Source organism: Deinococcus sp. Arct2-2 (assembly GCF_004801315.1).
Classification (GTDB): domain Bacteria; phylum Deinococcota; class Deinococci; order Deinococcales; family Deinococcaceae; genus Deinococcus.
In genome coordinates this window covers 1-13,781 of record NZ_SSNW01000017.1, presented here as the reverse complement: position 1 = coordinate 13,781, position 13,781 = coordinate 1, and the positions used below count along the sequence as shown (strand labels likewise).

At 61.3% G+C, this 13,781-nt stretch carries 12 protein-coding genes; 7 read left to right on the top strand and 5 right to left on the bottom strand.

Annotation, left to right across the window (positions count from 1 at the left end):
- Nucleotides 1–10 precede the first annotated feature (10 nt).
- The 4 genes from E7T06_RS09350 (at nt 11) to E7T06_RS09335 (ending at nt 3,027) form a co-directional block, all read left to right on the top strand.
- Nucleotides 11–241, top strand: coding sequence for a hypothetical protein (locus E7T06_RS09350; protein ID WP_136365567.1), 231 nt, complete (start codon nt 11–13; stop codon nt 239–241).
- The gene (locus E7T06_RS09345; RefSeq protein WP_136365566.1) at nt 238–870 is read left to right on the top strand and encodes a hypothetical protein; all 633 of its coding nucleotides are present in this window, start codon (nt 238–240) and stop codon (nt 868–870) included. Before E7T06_RS09350 ends, E7T06_RS09345 begins: the two co-directional genes overlap by 4 nt.
- Nucleotides 871–907: 37 nt before the next feature.
- Nucleotides 908–1,225 (top strand): hypothetical protein, encoded by a 318-nt coding sequence (locus E7T06_RS09340; protein ID WP_136365565.1) that lies wholly within the window; start codon nt 908–910, stop codon nt 1,223–1,225.
- A 569-nt stretch (nt 1,226–1,794) separates the two neighbouring features.
- Entirely contained in the window at nt 1,795–3,027 is a 1,233-nt protein-coding gene (locus E7T06_RS09335; RefSeq protein WP_168733461.1) for a transposase, read from the top strand.
- 85 nt (nt 3,028–3,112) lie between these two features.
- Here the strand turns inward: E7T06_RS09335 and E7T06_RS09330 are convergent, their stop codons facing one another.
- Complete coding sequence (locus tag E7T06_RS09330) at nt 3,113–5,422, bottom strand: YhgE/Pip domain-containing protein (RefSeq protein WP_136365563.1); 2,310 nt, start codon at nt 5,420–5,422, stop codon at nt 3,113–3,115.
- A 135-nt stretch (nt 5,423–5,557) separates the two neighbouring features.
- On the opposite strand from E7T06_RS09330, the gene E7T06_RS09325 reads away from it, so the two are divergent.
- The gene (locus tag E7T06_RS09325; RefSeq protein ID WP_136365562.1) at nt 5,558–6,181 is read left to right on the top strand and encodes a TetR/AcrR family transcriptional regulator; all 624 of its coding nucleotides are present in this window, start codon (nt 5,558–5,560) and stop codon (nt 6,179–6,181) included.
- Nucleotides 6,182–6,277: 96 nt separating this feature from the next.
- On the opposite strand, the gene E7T06_RS09320 is transcribed toward E7T06_RS09325, so the two are convergent.
- Nucleotides 6,278–6,913: a metal-binding protein gene (locus E7T06_RS09320; RefSeq protein WP_240740937.1), complete on the bottom strand. Its 636-nt coding sequence runs from the start codon at nt 6,911–6,913 to the stop codon at nt 6,278–6,280.
- Nucleotides 6,914–6,965: 52 nt separating this feature from the next.
- Between E7T06_RS09320 and E7T06_RS09315 the strand changes: the two genes are divergently transcribed.
- Complete coding sequence (locus E7T06_RS09315) at nt 6,966–9,197, top strand: S8 family serine peptidase (protein ID WP_240740936.1); 2,232 nt, start codon at nt 6,966–6,968, stop codon at nt 9,195–9,197.
- A gap of 242 nt (nt 9,198–9,439) precedes the next feature.
- Here the strand turns inward: E7T06_RS09315 and E7T06_RS09310 are convergent, their stop codons facing one another.
- Both E7T06_RS09310 and E7T06_RS09305 read right to left on the bottom strand, forming a co-directional pair.
- Nucleotides 9,440–10,441, bottom strand: a complete 1,002-nt coding sequence (locus E7T06_RS09310) for an MDR family oxidoreductase (protein WP_136365612.1) — start codon at nt 10,439–10,441, stop codon at nt 9,440–9,442.
- A gap of 285 nt (nt 10,442–10,726) precedes the next feature.
- On the bottom strand, nt 10,727–11,878 hold the full coding sequence (locus E7T06_RS09305; protein ID WP_168733454.1) for an ATP-binding protein: 1,152 nt from the start codon (nt 11,876–11,878) through the stop codon (nt 10,727–10,729).
- 196 nt (nt 11,879–12,074) lie between these two features.
- Between E7T06_RS09305 and E7T06_RS09300 the strand changes: the two genes are divergently transcribed.
- Complete coding sequence (locus E7T06_RS09300; protein ID WP_136365561.1) at nt 12,075–12,599, top strand: hypothetical protein; 525 nt, start codon at nt 12,075–12,077, stop codon at nt 12,597–12,599.
- Between the two features lie 58 nt (nt 12,600–12,657).
- Here the strand turns inward: E7T06_RS09300 and E7T06_RS09295 are convergent, their stop codons facing one another.
- On the bottom strand, nt 12,658–13,608 hold the full coding sequence (locus E7T06_RS09295; protein ID WP_168733453.1) for a ring-cleaving dioxygenase: 951 nt from the start codon (nt 13,606–13,608) through the stop codon (nt 12,658–12,660).
- Nucleotides 13,609–13,781: the final 173 nt, after the last annotated feature.

Genomic DNA, 13,781 nt, shown 5'->3' with positions numbered 1-13,781 from the left:
AGGAGAATGCATGCGCCCGACACTCACCCTGTACGCGCCCACGCCCCTCGCTCTGGACACCCGGCTCCGACTTGACCGACTGCTTCAGGAGCGCTGCGGCCCCTGTACGCTTGTGGTAACCCTGTCAGAGGGTGAACCGGGGCGTCCCATCACGTACCTGCTCACCGGGCCGTGGCAGCTCTCGGCTTCAGACATCCATCGCCACCTGGTGGACGTGTTTGACCGGCTGGTGACCTCATGATTACCGAGGTTCTCCCCGACAGCGAAAACCATTTCTGGGTGACGGTCGGCGACGAGACCTTTCACCTTCGACTGCGCCCCTTGCAGGGTTCCAACAGCATGCTGCCCCTGAACATCCTGCGGGTCTTTAACCGGGTGAAAATTGTCGAGCAGGGACTCGCCCTACGTTGGCCTGGTGGATTTACTCTGCCCCTGACGATGCTGACTTCTCGGCGTCATCCCCAGTGGCTAACCCATCTCGGTACCGTGCCCACCGCTGAGCGGTTCCGGCCTCTGCTGCCCCTCCTGCGACACGCCACACCTGGGGCCGCCCTCCGCACACAGCCCACGCGGGTTCAGATCATGCGGATGTTCGGGCTGCCTGAGGGGCAGTTGGATCTCGTGCTGATGGCCTTTCCCGTCCCTGAGCCTGTCATGTTGCACCGCCTACATGACATCGGGCTCTTCCTCCAGCACCACTTGGCTCCGGAATTGCAGGTGGGACTTTTGCGGCGTCCCTGGGCCTACGCCGCGTACCGGCACCCCCAAGAACGCCACCTGCACACCATCATGTCGTGCCTGACGTCCGGACGCCTCGACCTGATTGAAGCGCCCCTCTGGGCCCTCGCCCGCGCCGAAGCTGCCAGGTAGATCACGCGACCTGTTTCCCGCTGTACAGGAGGCCCTAATGACGGAACCCATCCTCATACGTCCATTGCAACCCTTCACGGTGTCTATGGACTATTTCGCGACCGGCGAAGGCGTCACAGTGGCCGTGCTGGTTCTCAACGCCCATAACAACGAAGAGGCAAAAAACGCTTTTCTTGATGCCAACGGCTATTACGGCTCTTCTCGCGAATATTTCGGCCGTGGTGTGGACATTCATGAAGGGGTCAATCGCGAACTCCTTGGCCGTTGGCTTGCTCCACGATTTATTGACGCGCTGGAACGCCGGATGCAGGTCCGTGCCCGGTTCATGCTGAACTGGCATTTCAACGCGAGCTGAACACAGAAGAGAGCAAAACATTCGTCCTTCTGTATCCATCTGAATCCTTTGATACAAAAGGTGTACTCCAGCTTGCTCACCCTGGAAAACTTCCAACTCGGCATTTGCAAGTTAAAGTAGTCGCGCTCTGCCCCTGAGAACACCCTATGCAGACGTATGGTGCGCGCATACCCGTCCTCATGAAGAGAAATGGAAGTGGACAATGTATATGGCGCAGGCAAGCCAAACCCTATTTGTCCACACCCGCTTGAGTCCATGTTCATCGCACGCCAGTGGACAAATCAAATGGCAACGGACAATCTTGTCAAATTCTGGTGAAACTGTCGTTTTCTAACTGAATATGTCGTCCGTCGTGTTGGAGAGCGTTAGCGCTCTCCAGCACGAATTATTTGTGGATTGATCATTCTCCTGATGGTGTTTTCGCCTGCAACGACATGATGAGCGCAACAATCCACCCTCCGAACACAAGAAAACCAGCCTCCCAACCCCTCTTAGACAATGGTTCGGACAGTTTTTGAGGTGCGTGGGGACGACCCACCGAAAATGGGTCTGTGAATACGCAATTTCCAGTGGGTCTGGTCGGCATCTTACAGCACGTCCTGCAGGCAGTTGAGCTGCGTAAGACGCAGCGGAATTTTCTCGCCGTCGTCCTGAGCGTTTTCCTGGCGGTTCCGGGACGGCTGAATGCTTTGAATCTTTCCCGCTACGCGTCCTGCTCGGACCGCACCATTCGGCGCTGGTTGCACCGAGACGATGAGGGCGCTGTGCCCTGGTGGTCGCTCCAGATGGCCGCGGTGACCACCGCGATGCAGAGCGGACTGATCAGTCCGCTCTGCATCCTGGCCATTGATGCTTCCTTCCACCGGAAGTCTGGGAAGAAGACCGCCAACCTCGGCTCATTCTGGAATGGGTGTGCAACACGCGTAGAACGAGGCATTGAGCACTCCTGTTGTGCACTGATTGAAGTCCAACACCGGCAAATCTTTCCCATTCATGCCCGTCAAACCCGCACGGATCCTGAAGCACCTGGACGGATGGAACAGATCACCGATCAATTGGAGGAGGTCCTGCTGGATCTTCGAGCCCATCCTCAGATCGAGCTCGCGGCCATCGTCGCCGATGGCGACTATGCCAACATCTCCGTTGTGGAAACCGTGACAGGTCACGGTTTCCCGTTAGTCTCAAAACTCCCACGGAATGCCAATCTCAAGTACCTGTACGCCGGTGAACACGTCAAGCGTCAAGGACGAAAGAAAACGTTTGACGGGAAGGTCGACTTCCACGATCTGAGGCGATTTGAGGTGGTCTGTGAGACGCCCACCCAACGGCTCCTGACCCAAGTCGTCTGGGGATGCCACTGGAAACGGAAACTGCGTGTGGTCGTCATTCAGCAGTTGGATCCCACGGAGACAGTGACTGGGTATGCGGTGCTGTTCAGCACCGCCGTGACCATGCCAGCCCATGAAGTCGTGGCCCTGTACCAGAGCCGTTTTGAGATCGAACTGGTCTTTCGGGACGAGAAGCAGTTCCTTGGCAGCCAGGATGTCCAAGTTCGGTCACAACAGGGCATCGAAGCCCACTGGAACATGGTCATGCTGGCTTTGAACTTGGCGCGCCTGGAAGCTTTGCAAGCTGCTGGAGGGGGACAGGGCCTCGTGTTTAGTCTGGAGGACATGAAGCGCAGGGCGTATAACGCCCTGCTGGCCCAAGTCATTTTGTCCAATCTGGGTCTCGAAGCTCGCTTTGAGGAATTAGATTCGCTTCCCTCCAGGCCGCTGGATTTCGGCCTCAAAGCTGCCTAAAACTGTCCGAACCATTGTTCTAAAGAGATTTACACAGAAATCGCGTTCCAGCCTACTCCGCTGGAACGCGCTTGTTTGAACTTGTTCAGCCTACGTCGGTAATGAGAGGCGAACGGAACAAACGGTCTGGAGCATACTGCCAACGGCGGCGGCTGAGCAGGGCAACCATGAGGCTCACCACCGCAATGAGGCCCATTCGGAGCATGAACGTGGCGTACTGGCCTTCATACGCGCCGAACATGGCGTAGCGCAGGGCATTGATTACGTCGGTGACGGGAATAAAGCTGTGAATGGCTTGAAACACGCCGGGGCTGAGTTCTACCGGATAGCTGCCGCCCGACGCCGCGAGTTGCAGCACCAGCAGCACCAACGCCAGCAAGCGCCCTGCTGCGCCCAGTAGCAAATTCAGGGCCAAGATCAGCACCACGAAGGTGAGGCTGGCCGCCAACGTGGTCAGGATCACCAGACCGGGATTCTGGAACTTGACGCCCAACAGGTCGACGCCCAGCAGCACCAATGCAGCTTGCCCCAGCACCAGCACGGCAGGCACAGCCAGTTTTCGCAGCACGCGGGCGGCCTGAGAAGAGGTGCGAGCGCTTTCTGGAATAAGGAGGTAGGGGAAGATGAAGGTGGTCAGCGTGCAGCCCACCCAGAGGGCCAGCGCCATGAAGTAGGGAGCGAAGGCTGCGCCGTTACTGCCCACAGGCGCGAATTCACGGGTCACGGTTTGTACGCTTTGAGACAGGCCCGCCGGGTCGCCGCCCAATTGTTCAGTCTGATCGGGAATCTTGGCGTACAGGGTAGTCAGGCCGTCGCGCAATTGCTCGGAGCCGTCCTGAACGCGGGCCGCGCCACTGGCAAGTTTTTGTGCCCCTGTAACGAGAGTCGCTGCCCCCGTTGCCAAGTCATCGCTGCGGGCGGCCAACGTAGACGCGCCGCTTTTGAGGGTGTCTAAATCGGCCTGTTTGGGCAGGCTGGCGGTGGCCGTGCCGAGTACGGCTTTGAGTTTCAGGTTGCCTGCTACCACCGTATCCACGCCGCCCTGAAGCTTGCTGGCCCCAGTAGCCAGTTGGCCCGCGCCGCCCGCCGCTTTGGTCAGGCCCGCCGAGACTTGCCCCGCACCTACGCTCAGGCTGCCCGCGCCCTGAGCCACTGCCGCCGTGCCTTTGGCGAGTGCAGCGGCTCCGGTGGCGGCTTTCTGTGCGCCCGCTTGGGCCTGTGTCAATCCTGTTCCCAGTTGTGCAACCCCGGTCTGCAAGCCCGCCGCCCCGGAGGCCAGAGGCGTTCCTGCTGCTCCCGCCGCGAGTTGGCCCGCGCCGCCCGCCACCTTGCCCGCCCCGCCCTGCAACGTGGTGAGGCCGCTGGCGAGGCCCGGCAACTGGGCGGCCAACTGGCCTGCTCCGGCGTTGGCCTGTTTACTGCCCGCCTGTAAGCGCGAGGCTCCGGCAGCCACCTGATTCGCGCCGTCCTGCAAGGTGTTCAGACCGCTGGAGAGTTCAGTGACGCTGCTTGCCAACGCCTTAGCCCCCGTTTGCAAGGGTGCAAGTTGGGCCTCTCCGGGGGCCGCTGCCTCTAGCTGCTTCAGGCCGCCCGACAATTTTCCCACGCCGCCCGTGAGCGTCCCGACGCCGCCCGACAAATCGGTTGCTCCGGCGGCCAGTTTGGTGCTTCCATCGGCCAGTTTGCCCGCACCTGCCGACAGATCGGCGGCCCCGGTGTTCAGTTTGGCCGTGCCTTCTGCCAGCGTGCTCGCGCCGTCACGCAGTTTTCCGGTGGCAGCTTTCAGGTCGCGGAAGCCCTGCTGTACGTCACTGAGGCTAGCCTGCACCACTTCCCAGCGGCGGCTGCCCAGTTCGGAATTCAGGTCGGTGGTCAGGCGCTCGGTCAGATTGGCGCCCACCCGACTGGCAAAGTAGCTGAGGCCGGGGGCGCTGTAGAGGTGCAGCAGACCGTGAGAGCGGCTGTCGCCCGTGACTGCCTGCGCCGAAAAGTTGGCCGGAATGGTCAGGGCAAAATAGACCTCGCCGCGCCGCACCGCTGCCTGAGCCGCCGCCTCATTGGGAAAAGACACGAATTTGACGGGCGGGTCTTCACGCAACTTGATCACCAGATCGCGCCCCAAATTCACCTGTTCGCCGCGTGTGGTGGCTCCGGTATCGGTGTTCACGAGGGCCACAGGCAACTGCGGCAAGTTGCCATACGGATCCCACACACTGCCCAAATACAGCGCCACGTACACCACCGGGATCACCAGAATCGCCAGCGCTGCCGCCCACATCAGCGGCATTCGCCACAGCCCCCGCTCGGTAGGCGTGAGGGCGCGGAAGTCTGCGAGGAAGCCGCGCGAGCGGGCAGGCATAGGGATTGGCGGTTCGGGAGCAAAGGGTTCAGTCATGGGGAAACCTCGCAAAGTGGGGGAGACAAAGGGACATAGGCAGCGTCAGGTGACAACCTGTCAATAGCCAAAGCATGAGCCTTAACTGTCAATCTGTCAAGTGACAATCTGTCAGCAAAGTGGTAGGTTGTAGTTATGCCCAAGCCTCGGCCCTCCCCTGCTTCCCCTTCCTCTGCTCCGCCCGATCCCCGCCGCCGCTTGCCGAGTGCAGATCGCCGCCAACAGATTCTCGACGGCGGTGAACTGCTCTTTACCACTCGCGGTTTCGAGGCCGTGTCTATGGGCGATCTGGCGAGCCATCTGGGGGTGTCGCGCCCCACCATCTACGCCTATTTCACGTCTACCGAAGCCATTCTGACGGCGCTGCTGGATGCACGACTGGCCGAATTTGAAACGCGCTTGGCCCCTTTTTTAGACAATTTACGGGCCAGTAACAGCAGCACCCGGCCTTTCGGTAACCTGTTTTTGCTGCTGGTGAACGAACGCGCCCTGCTGACCCTGCTGCAAAGTGGCGGCGGCCCAGTCTTCGCGGCGCGGCGGCAAGCGGTATTAACTGAACTGGAACGCCGCTTGGAAACTCATTTTCCACCCCCAGTGGGAACGTCCAGACAGCCGTTTTTGCTGGCCTGCATCACTCAGTTGTTGCAGGGCATGGCAACCAACGCAGTCAACACCCGCCTGAGCCACGCCGAGATAGGCCAGTTGGCCGCCACGCTAGACCGCTTTGCCAACGCCGGACTGCAAGGAGTGTTGCCGTAAGGGGAGGGGGGAAATCTCCCCGAAGGCAGTTCTCAGGCCCGTAGACCCTCGACTCTTAGACGCCCTTCACCCCACTTCGACTGTCCCAACAACACCCTAAAACCGCTTGCGAATCTTCCTCATGCCGTGCCGCATCCCGTGATCGGGGCGCACACCATCGGCGATCAGGTGAAGCCACTGGCTGAGGTAATAGCCCAGCAGCAACGGCAAAAGCGCAGGCCAAATGGCCGCGAAGCTGAACGACTGTGGGAGGGCGGGCACGCGCACACCGGGAAAGACCAGCGACAGCAAGCCGAACACGATGCCCACCATGATGCCGAGGTAGGCCAGCCGGGTCAGCGGCCCCAGAATCCACGTATGAGACAGCCCCCGGTGGCTGAAGATCATGCCGTAGGGTGCCCACAAAAAGCCCAGCACGCCCCAATAGCGCTTGCTGTTCACATGTCCTTCGGCCAAATCCAGATCGGGCGACAGCAGGAAGGTTCCGGCGACGTAGGCCAGCGTGAAATACAGCGCCTGCGTGGGCACAACGGTAACGATGTTTTGGTTGGAAGCAAGCAGGACGCCGCCTGCCACGACAGAAAATACGGCGATGTTGATCAAATTATGAACTCGTCCACTGGGCACGCCGCCCATGATGCACGCTGGAGCGCCCGCTTGTCCGTGCGGATTCGGGGGTTGGAGCAGCTTGGGCGCTACTGGGGAGCTGTAGTTTGCCGAGCTGTATTGCACCGGGCTGCATTTTGTCAGGCTGGCGTAACGCTGATGTGCGAATCTAGGGGCAATGAACCGCTCTTTGCCTCTGCGTTTGCCTTTGGTGGCCTTGCTGACCCTGTCGCTGATGGCCTGCACGGTAGATCCGCCTGTGGTGCCGCCGCCGCCAATAGTGGAGGTGCCGCCCGTTGTAGAAGTGCCGCCCGTCGTGGTGGTTCCCCCAGCACCGCCCGTCGTGCCTACTCCCGCACCCACCAGCCTCGCCAACCAGACGGTCAACCTCGGCACGGCGCTGTCCGGCACGGCTAAGCAGAGCTTCAGCGGCAACTGGAATGTCAAGAACGTTCCCGATTGGCTGGCCGTGTCCGTGACGGCGGGCAGCGGCGACGTGACTCTGACCCTCACCGCAGACCGCGTGAAAGTGGCGACGGCAGCGGCCAACCTCCGTACTCTCAGCGGCGACGTGGTACTCAGCTGGGTGTCAGGAACAGCCAGTGGCACCGCGACATGGACGGTGACGGCAGACAATTACACCTTGACCGGACGCGTGGTAGACGGCGCTGCGGCACAGAGTCTGAACGTGAGTGGAGCCGATGCCCAGCTAGGCACGCAGACGCAGGACAGTTCAGCAGAATCGCAGGCGCGGGGTATACAGGCGCGGGGCGTGGTGGTGAAGTACCGGGCCACTGCCGCTCACAACGCGGTGCTAAACAGCAAAACCCTGAACGCTCAGGCGCTCGGCTCGCAGCTTTCTACGGCTCAGCTTCAAAGCTTGCAACGCTCTGCGGAAGTGCTGACCAACTTAGGCATAGCGCCCAGCCAGCGCCGAGATTTGGGCGGGCGTGACGTGCTGCTGAACACTAAGGAAGTCGCCCCTGCCCTCGCCGCGTTGCAGGCCGATCCGAATGTGGAATATGCCGTGCCCAACGCCGTGTTGCTCCAACAAGCCAGCACACCCGTGATTCCCACCGACCAATACGCGGGCCTCCAGTGGGCCTATCCGCTGGTGGGCTACGGGGCCGTGTGGCGCGACATGGAGGGCGGCGGCTACACCCGGCCCATTACGGTAGCGGTCATCGATTCCGGCGTGCGGTTCGATCATCCGGACTTGGCGGGGCAACTGTGGCAGTCGGGCGAAGGGGCGCTGGATGTGCTGAGCGACTCCAACAATGGCGACGGAGACGGCATAGACAACGATCCCACCGACCCCACCACCCCTGACCGGGTGCGGGCGCGGGCCGTCGACAGTCACGGCACCCATGTGACCGGAATTATTGCCGCCCGCTGGGGCGCTATTGCGCCTGTGGGATGTGCCGAGTGCAGCACCAGCGGCGTAGTCGGGGCGTCTTACCTCGCGCCCATCAAGGTGCTGCCGATCCGGGCCATCGACGCCAACGGAGACATTACGCTGGCCGATGTCATCTTGTCGGTGCGCTACGCGGCGGGACTGAGTGTGCCTACGATCACCACCACTCCCCACCCCGCACAGGTCATCAATCTGAGTCTGGGCGGAGAGATCAGCGCCGCCACCGCCGCGCCCATGTGCGACGCCATTGCCGAAGCCCGCACCGCTGGGGCGTTGGTCTTCGCTGCCGCCGGGAACAGCGGAACCACCGTGCCTACCTATCCCGCCGCTTGTTCGGCTGCCGTCGCAGTGGGCAGCGTGGCTCTTTCTGGAAGCAGTGTGCCCATTCACGCCTCTTACAGCAGCACGTATGCCGCTGTACAGCTCAGCGCACCCGGCGGCACCGACCCCAATACGCCTACGTCCTTCAATGGCGGCACGCTGAATGGCTCCCCCTTTCCCGACATGATCTTTTCTACGGGCTGGGATTATGGCCGAAATCAGCCCACGTATATGGCCGAATCGGGCACCAGTCAGGCCGCGCCGCAAGTGGCCGCTCTGGCCGCCCTGCTGCTCAGCAAAGGCGTGACCAGCACCCCCGCCAATACTTTGGCCCGCCTGAACGCCACCGCCACAGACTTAGGCGCAGCAGGACGTGACACGCAATTCGGCTTCGGCATGATCAACGCTGCCGCCGCCCTGAACGCCCCAGCCACCAGCAGCGGCGTGGGCCTGCGCCTGCAAGATTCGGCGGGCACAACCTATCAGCCCGCACTCGACAGCTTGGGGCGCTTTACCGCCTTCTTGCCCAACGGCACATTCCGGATGGTGGCAGGCCGGGACACCAACAGCAACGGTATTTTCGGGGAAGTGGGTGAGACGAAACAGGAACGCAGCGTCAGCCTTAGCCCCAGCACGCCCAGCAGCGATGTGGGGACGCTTACGGTGGGGAACTGAGGGTCGGCGGGAGGGTCTAAAGGTCTAAGGTGTTGGGGCGGGGGCTTTGCTGACTTGCCCTCTCACCCCGCCGCAACTCAAGCGCCCCTCTGCAAGTCCGGCAAGGGGCGAGGGCTAAGGGCAAGTGCAACACTCTGGGGCTGTTTGCTCCCTCACCCTTGAGGGGGGAGGGCCGGGGAGGGGGTGAGTGAGCGTCAGCGATTACCCTTGCCCTTCCTTAGACCCTTAGACTTCCCCCCCGCTCAGCCCACCTCAATCACCACCCGCCCGCGCACCTGTCCAGCCAGAATCTGCTGGGCCAGTGCGGGCGCGTCTGCGAGGGGGTGAATCTGGGTCACGTCTTGCAATGTTGCGGCGGGCAAGTCGCGGGCCAAGCGTTCCCACGCGGCGCGGCGGCGCGGCATAGGGCAAGTGACCGAATCTATTCCGGCCAGTGTGACGCCGCGCAAAATGAAGGGAAAGACACTGGTAGGAAGGTCGCTGCCGCCCGCCAACCCACAGGCCGCCACCGCGCCGTGCGTTCGGGTAGAGGCGATGGCTCCGGCCAAAGTCGCGCCCCCCACGCTGTCTATGACGCCCCCCCAGCGTTCCTTTTCCAGCGGGCGCTTAAGGGCGGGCAGGTCTTCGCGCCCAATGACAGTGGTGGCCCCCAAACCGCGCAAATAGTCGGCCTCTGCGGGGCGGCCTGTGCTGGCGGTCACGGTAAAGCCTGCGGCGGCCAAGAGTGCCACAGCCGTACTACCCACGCCGCCCGCCGCGCCCGTCACCAGCACCTCTCCCCCATCCGGCGTGACACCGTGATCTTCGAGCGCCATGACCGCCAGCATGGCCGTGAAGCCCGCCGTGCCTACGCTCATGGCCCACTGCGGCGTCGTTCCGGGCGGCAGCGGCACCAGCCATTCGGAACGCACCCGCGCCAGCTCGGCATAGCCGCCGTCGGTGCGCTCGCCTATGCCCCAGCCCGTCAGCACTACGGCGTCGCCCAGTTGCCACTGGCCCGATTCACAGGAAATGACGGTTCCGGCAAGGTCGATACCCGGTGTCATGGGATAGCCGCGCAGCACGCCGGGTTTGCCCGACACCGCCAGCCCGTCCTTGTAGTTCAGGCTGGAATAGTGCACCTGCACCAACGTGTCACCGTCTGGCAAGGCTGACAGCGGGAGGGTCTGAACCTCGGCCCGAATGCCCGCCTCATCTTTCACCATCCGCAGGGCACGGAAGGACTGTGGTGTTTCTCCGGTCATGGCTTCAACTTGGGTCATAAATGCTGTCTCCTTGGGGTAAGGAGGCCAGCCTAACGCGCCGCAAGCAGGAACAGGAAGAAGCGTGTGGAGAAGGTAAAAACTAGGGTGATACGGATTCCGATTGAATCCTGCTCCTTTCTGGATTCAATCCGAGCGGAGCGAGTAAGAAAAACTACGGGATACGCGATATGGAGCCGCAAGCGGTGCTTTCCCGATTGTGGCGGAATTAAGCGGAGTCCGTATGAATCTGCGCCCCGCCTTTTCCACAACCCACGCCCCGCAGCCCTAATTCAACAGTTCCGCGAAATCCTCGTCGTCGCCGTCTTGGGCCAACGGCAGCGTGAAGGTAAAGGTAGCGCCCTTGCCCCGTTCGGACTCCACCATAATCGTGCCGCTGTGTTCCTCGATGGCCAGTTTGCAAAAAGCCAGCCCCATGCCAGTATCGAAGCGCCCGTGTAGCGTCAGGCGGCTTTGCTCGAAGGCGGCGAACAGGTTGGGGAGGTCTTCGGCGGGAATGCCCTCGCCATCGTCGCGGATCAAGAATTGCACGTCTTCTTTGCCCTGCCGCACGATCAGGGTAATGACGCCGCCTGTGGTCGTGTGCTTCATGGCGTTGCTGATCAGGTTAGCCATCACGCGGCGCAAAATTTCGGGGTCGGCGCTGGCCGGGCTCAGGCCGGGTTCGACTTCTACCCGCACATGGCGGTCACGCAGACCACTGCCCACGTCGCCGCGTGCGAGGTCTATCACTTCTGCAAACATCGGGCTGAACATCAGTTCCCGGCGCAGGTTCATCTTTCCGGCCTGAATCTTGCGGACATCCAGCATATTCACGGCCAAGTGAAGCAAATGCTGGGTTTCGTCGCGGGCCACTTTAATCAGGTCGCGGGAGTCGTCGGGCACACGGGAATCGTCCTCCACGACTTCTAGCAGGCCCATCACGGCGGCAATCGGGTTTTTCAGGTCGTGCACCAGCATATGCACCAATTGGTCACGAATCCGTTCTTCGTGTTCCCACGTATCCATGCGGCGCTGCAACTGCGCCACCCGCTCCTGAATATCGGCGTGCTGCTGCGCCCGCCCCAACATTGTTTTTACCTGTGTGGCAACGGCTTCTACAGGCGTGGTGTCGCTGATGAGGGCGTCGGCTCCGGCAGCCAGCAGCGCCCCCAACCCTTGCGTGCCTACCGCCAGCCAGTGCGTACCTGCCAGTTCTGCCCGTTGCCGCAGCAGCGGAAGCACCTGCGCCAACGGCACACCCGGCGTATCGGTGTACAGCAGGGCCACTTGCGGCGGCCTCACATGCGCTTCACGCAGCAGCGTTTCTGCATCGGGCACATAAATCACCTCGGCAGAAGGCAATACGGGAGCAAGAAGTGACGCACGGGTGCGATCCCGCGAGACGACGAAAACAACTTGAGGATCAACGGAAGCCATGCTTAGGAGCAAGTGTAGCGCGGCTTTCCCGGATGTGGTGCATGAGCAAAGGCTAAAGGGCTTGAAAATGACGGCTTGTTCACCGATAGGCGCGCGAAAGTCAGGATTGCTCACAGGCCCGCGCCGCCCCCGTGAGTCTCAAGACGCCTTAAGAACACATCACGTCCACATCAGCTTGATGCGTGACAGTAGGGGTATGAAGAAATTGCTGCTGGGACTGGTTGGGTTGAGCGCCGCGTTGGCAAGTTGCGGGGTAACGGTTGATGTAGGTGGCCCAGTAACTATTACTGCCCTTAACTCTTACACATCTGATTGGTACCGGAATGTTCCTGACGGTAACGGCGGCACAAAGCCTGAATACGTCATCTGTGACAACCGCGACACGACTGTAGTCATGAACGTCAGTTGGGTAGGCACACTTGCACAACTTGATGTCAGCTTCGAGGGTTCGAAGGGTGGAAAGCTGGCAGAATCGACGGGCCAATTTACCCCTGACTCCTCTGGCAATGATGTCTTTACCTATATGTTCGGCCCCAATATGGCTCCTTTAAGCTTGAACAAGACTGCAATCTCGGCCCAATCGTTGAAGCCGCAGGCCATCATTGTCAACCCTACAAACAAGGGAACTACTTTCGTCACTCTGACTGGCTACTCCGCGAGTGGCCTCAAGAGTAACAGCCTTGTCGCACCACAAGGAATCCCTGTCGTCGATTGCATCTGATCTAAACCGCATTTGAACAAGGCCGCCTCCAACCGGGGCGGCCTTGTCCTATTCGCAATTACCCGACAGGCTTTAATCCAGCTTCGATCTGCGCCCGCTTAGGCTCCAAAAAGGGGGCCAGCACCAGCTTTTCTCCCAATTTATCGGCGTCTTCGTCTACGCCAAAGCCGGGGCCATCGGTGGCAAGCTCTATCAATATTCCTTGTGGTTCGCGGTAGTAGATGGACTGGAACCAATGGCGGTCTACCTCGCCGCTGGTGCGGAGGCCCAAGCCGCCCAATTCGGCATTCCAGTCGTGGTATTGCTCATCGTGAACGCGCAGGGCAATGTGATGCACGCCGCCTGCACCGGGGCGGGCCGGGGCCAAATCGGGCCGAATCCGCAGGTGAAGTTCAGCGTGTGGGCCGCCCTCCCCCATCTGGTACACATGCACGGTATGTTCGGCGCTGGCCGGGTCAGAATACGTGCCAGCGGCGGTCAGGCCGTACACGCGGGTCAGCACGCGGTCGGTGGGAAACAGCGCGGGCAAGGTCAGTTCGCTGGGGCCGAGGCCGGAAATCTGGTGGGCAGCAGGAATCACACTAGCGGCCCACGTTTGCCCGCTGGGGCCACCTTCGATCAGGCTGAGGCGTTGGCCTTCGGGGTCGGTGAAATCGAGGCTGGGACGGCCTGCACGTTGGCTGTGGGTGGTGCTTATGCCCTGCCCCACCAAGTAATCGCCCCACCAAGTTAGGCTACCCTCCGGCACGCGCAAACTCGTTCGGGAAATAGAGCGGTTGCCGGGTTCTTCGGGCGGCACGGGCCATTCGAAAAAGGTCAGGTCGCTGCCGGGATTGCCCGCACCATCGGCGAAAAACAGGTGGTAGGCGCTGGGATCGTCTTGGTTCACGGTCTTTTTGACCATCCGCATCCCCAGCACGCCCACATAAAAAGCGTGGTTGGCGGGCGCGTTGGCGGTCACGGCGGTCACGTGGTGCATCCCGTGCGGAATGAGGGAAGAAGTAGTCATACCATCAGTATAAAACGTTTGATGTTAAGCGATTGTGTTGGGGCGGTGGAGGTCTGGATTGGCGGGTGACTTGGCGGGTGAACCCCCCCGTTGCTGACGCAACGCCCCCCCTTAGAGGACGTGAGTTCGGGTTAAGCCACGAGCTTCAAGGGGCCTCCTTCAGGGATCAGAGA

What these genes read in the sequence shown, in the direction of transcription:
- E7T06_RS09345 (WP_136365566.1), top strand. Translation starts at nt 238, where the DNA reads ATGATTACCGAGGTTCTCCCCGACAGCGAAAACCATTTCTGGGTGACG.
- E7T06_RS09325 (WP_136365562.1), top strand. Translation starts at nt 5,558, where the DNA reads ATGCCCAAGCCTCGGCCCTCCCCTGCTTCCCCTTCCTCTGCTCCGCCC.
- E7T06_RS09300 (WP_136365561.1), top strand. Translation starts at nt 12,075, where the DNA reads ATGAAGAAATTGCTGCTGGGACTGGTTGGGTTGAGCGCCGCGTTGGCA.
- E7T06_RS09340 (WP_136365565.1), top strand. Translation starts at nt 908, where the DNA reads ATGACGGAACCCATCCTCATACGTCCATTGCAACCCTTCACGGTGTCT.
- E7T06_RS09295 (WP_168733453.1), bottom strand. Translation starts at nt 13,608, where the DNA reads ATGACTACTTCTTCCCTCATTCCGCACGGGATGCACCACGTGACCGCC.
- E7T06_RS09350 (WP_136365567.1), top strand. Translation starts at nt 11, where the DNA reads ATGCGCCCGACACTCACCCTGTACGCGCCCACGCCCCTCGCTCTGGAC.
- E7T06_RS09310 (WP_136365612.1), bottom strand. Translation starts at nt 10,441, where the DNA reads ATGACCGGAGAAACACCACAGTCCTTCCGTGCCCTGCGGATGGTGAAA.
- E7T06_RS09305 (WP_168733454.1), bottom strand. Translation starts at nt 11,878, where the DNA reads ATGGCTTCCGTTGATCCTCAAGTTGTTTTCGTCGTCTCGCGGGATCGC.
- E7T06_RS09315 (WP_240740936.1), top strand. Translation starts at nt 6,966, where the DNA reads ATGAACCGCTCTTTGCCTCTGCGTTTGCCTTTGGTGGCCTTGCTGACC.
- E7T06_RS09330 (WP_136365563.1), bottom strand. Translation starts at nt 5,422, where the DNA reads ATGACTGAACCCTTTGCTCCCGAACCGCCAATCCCTATGCCTGCCCGC.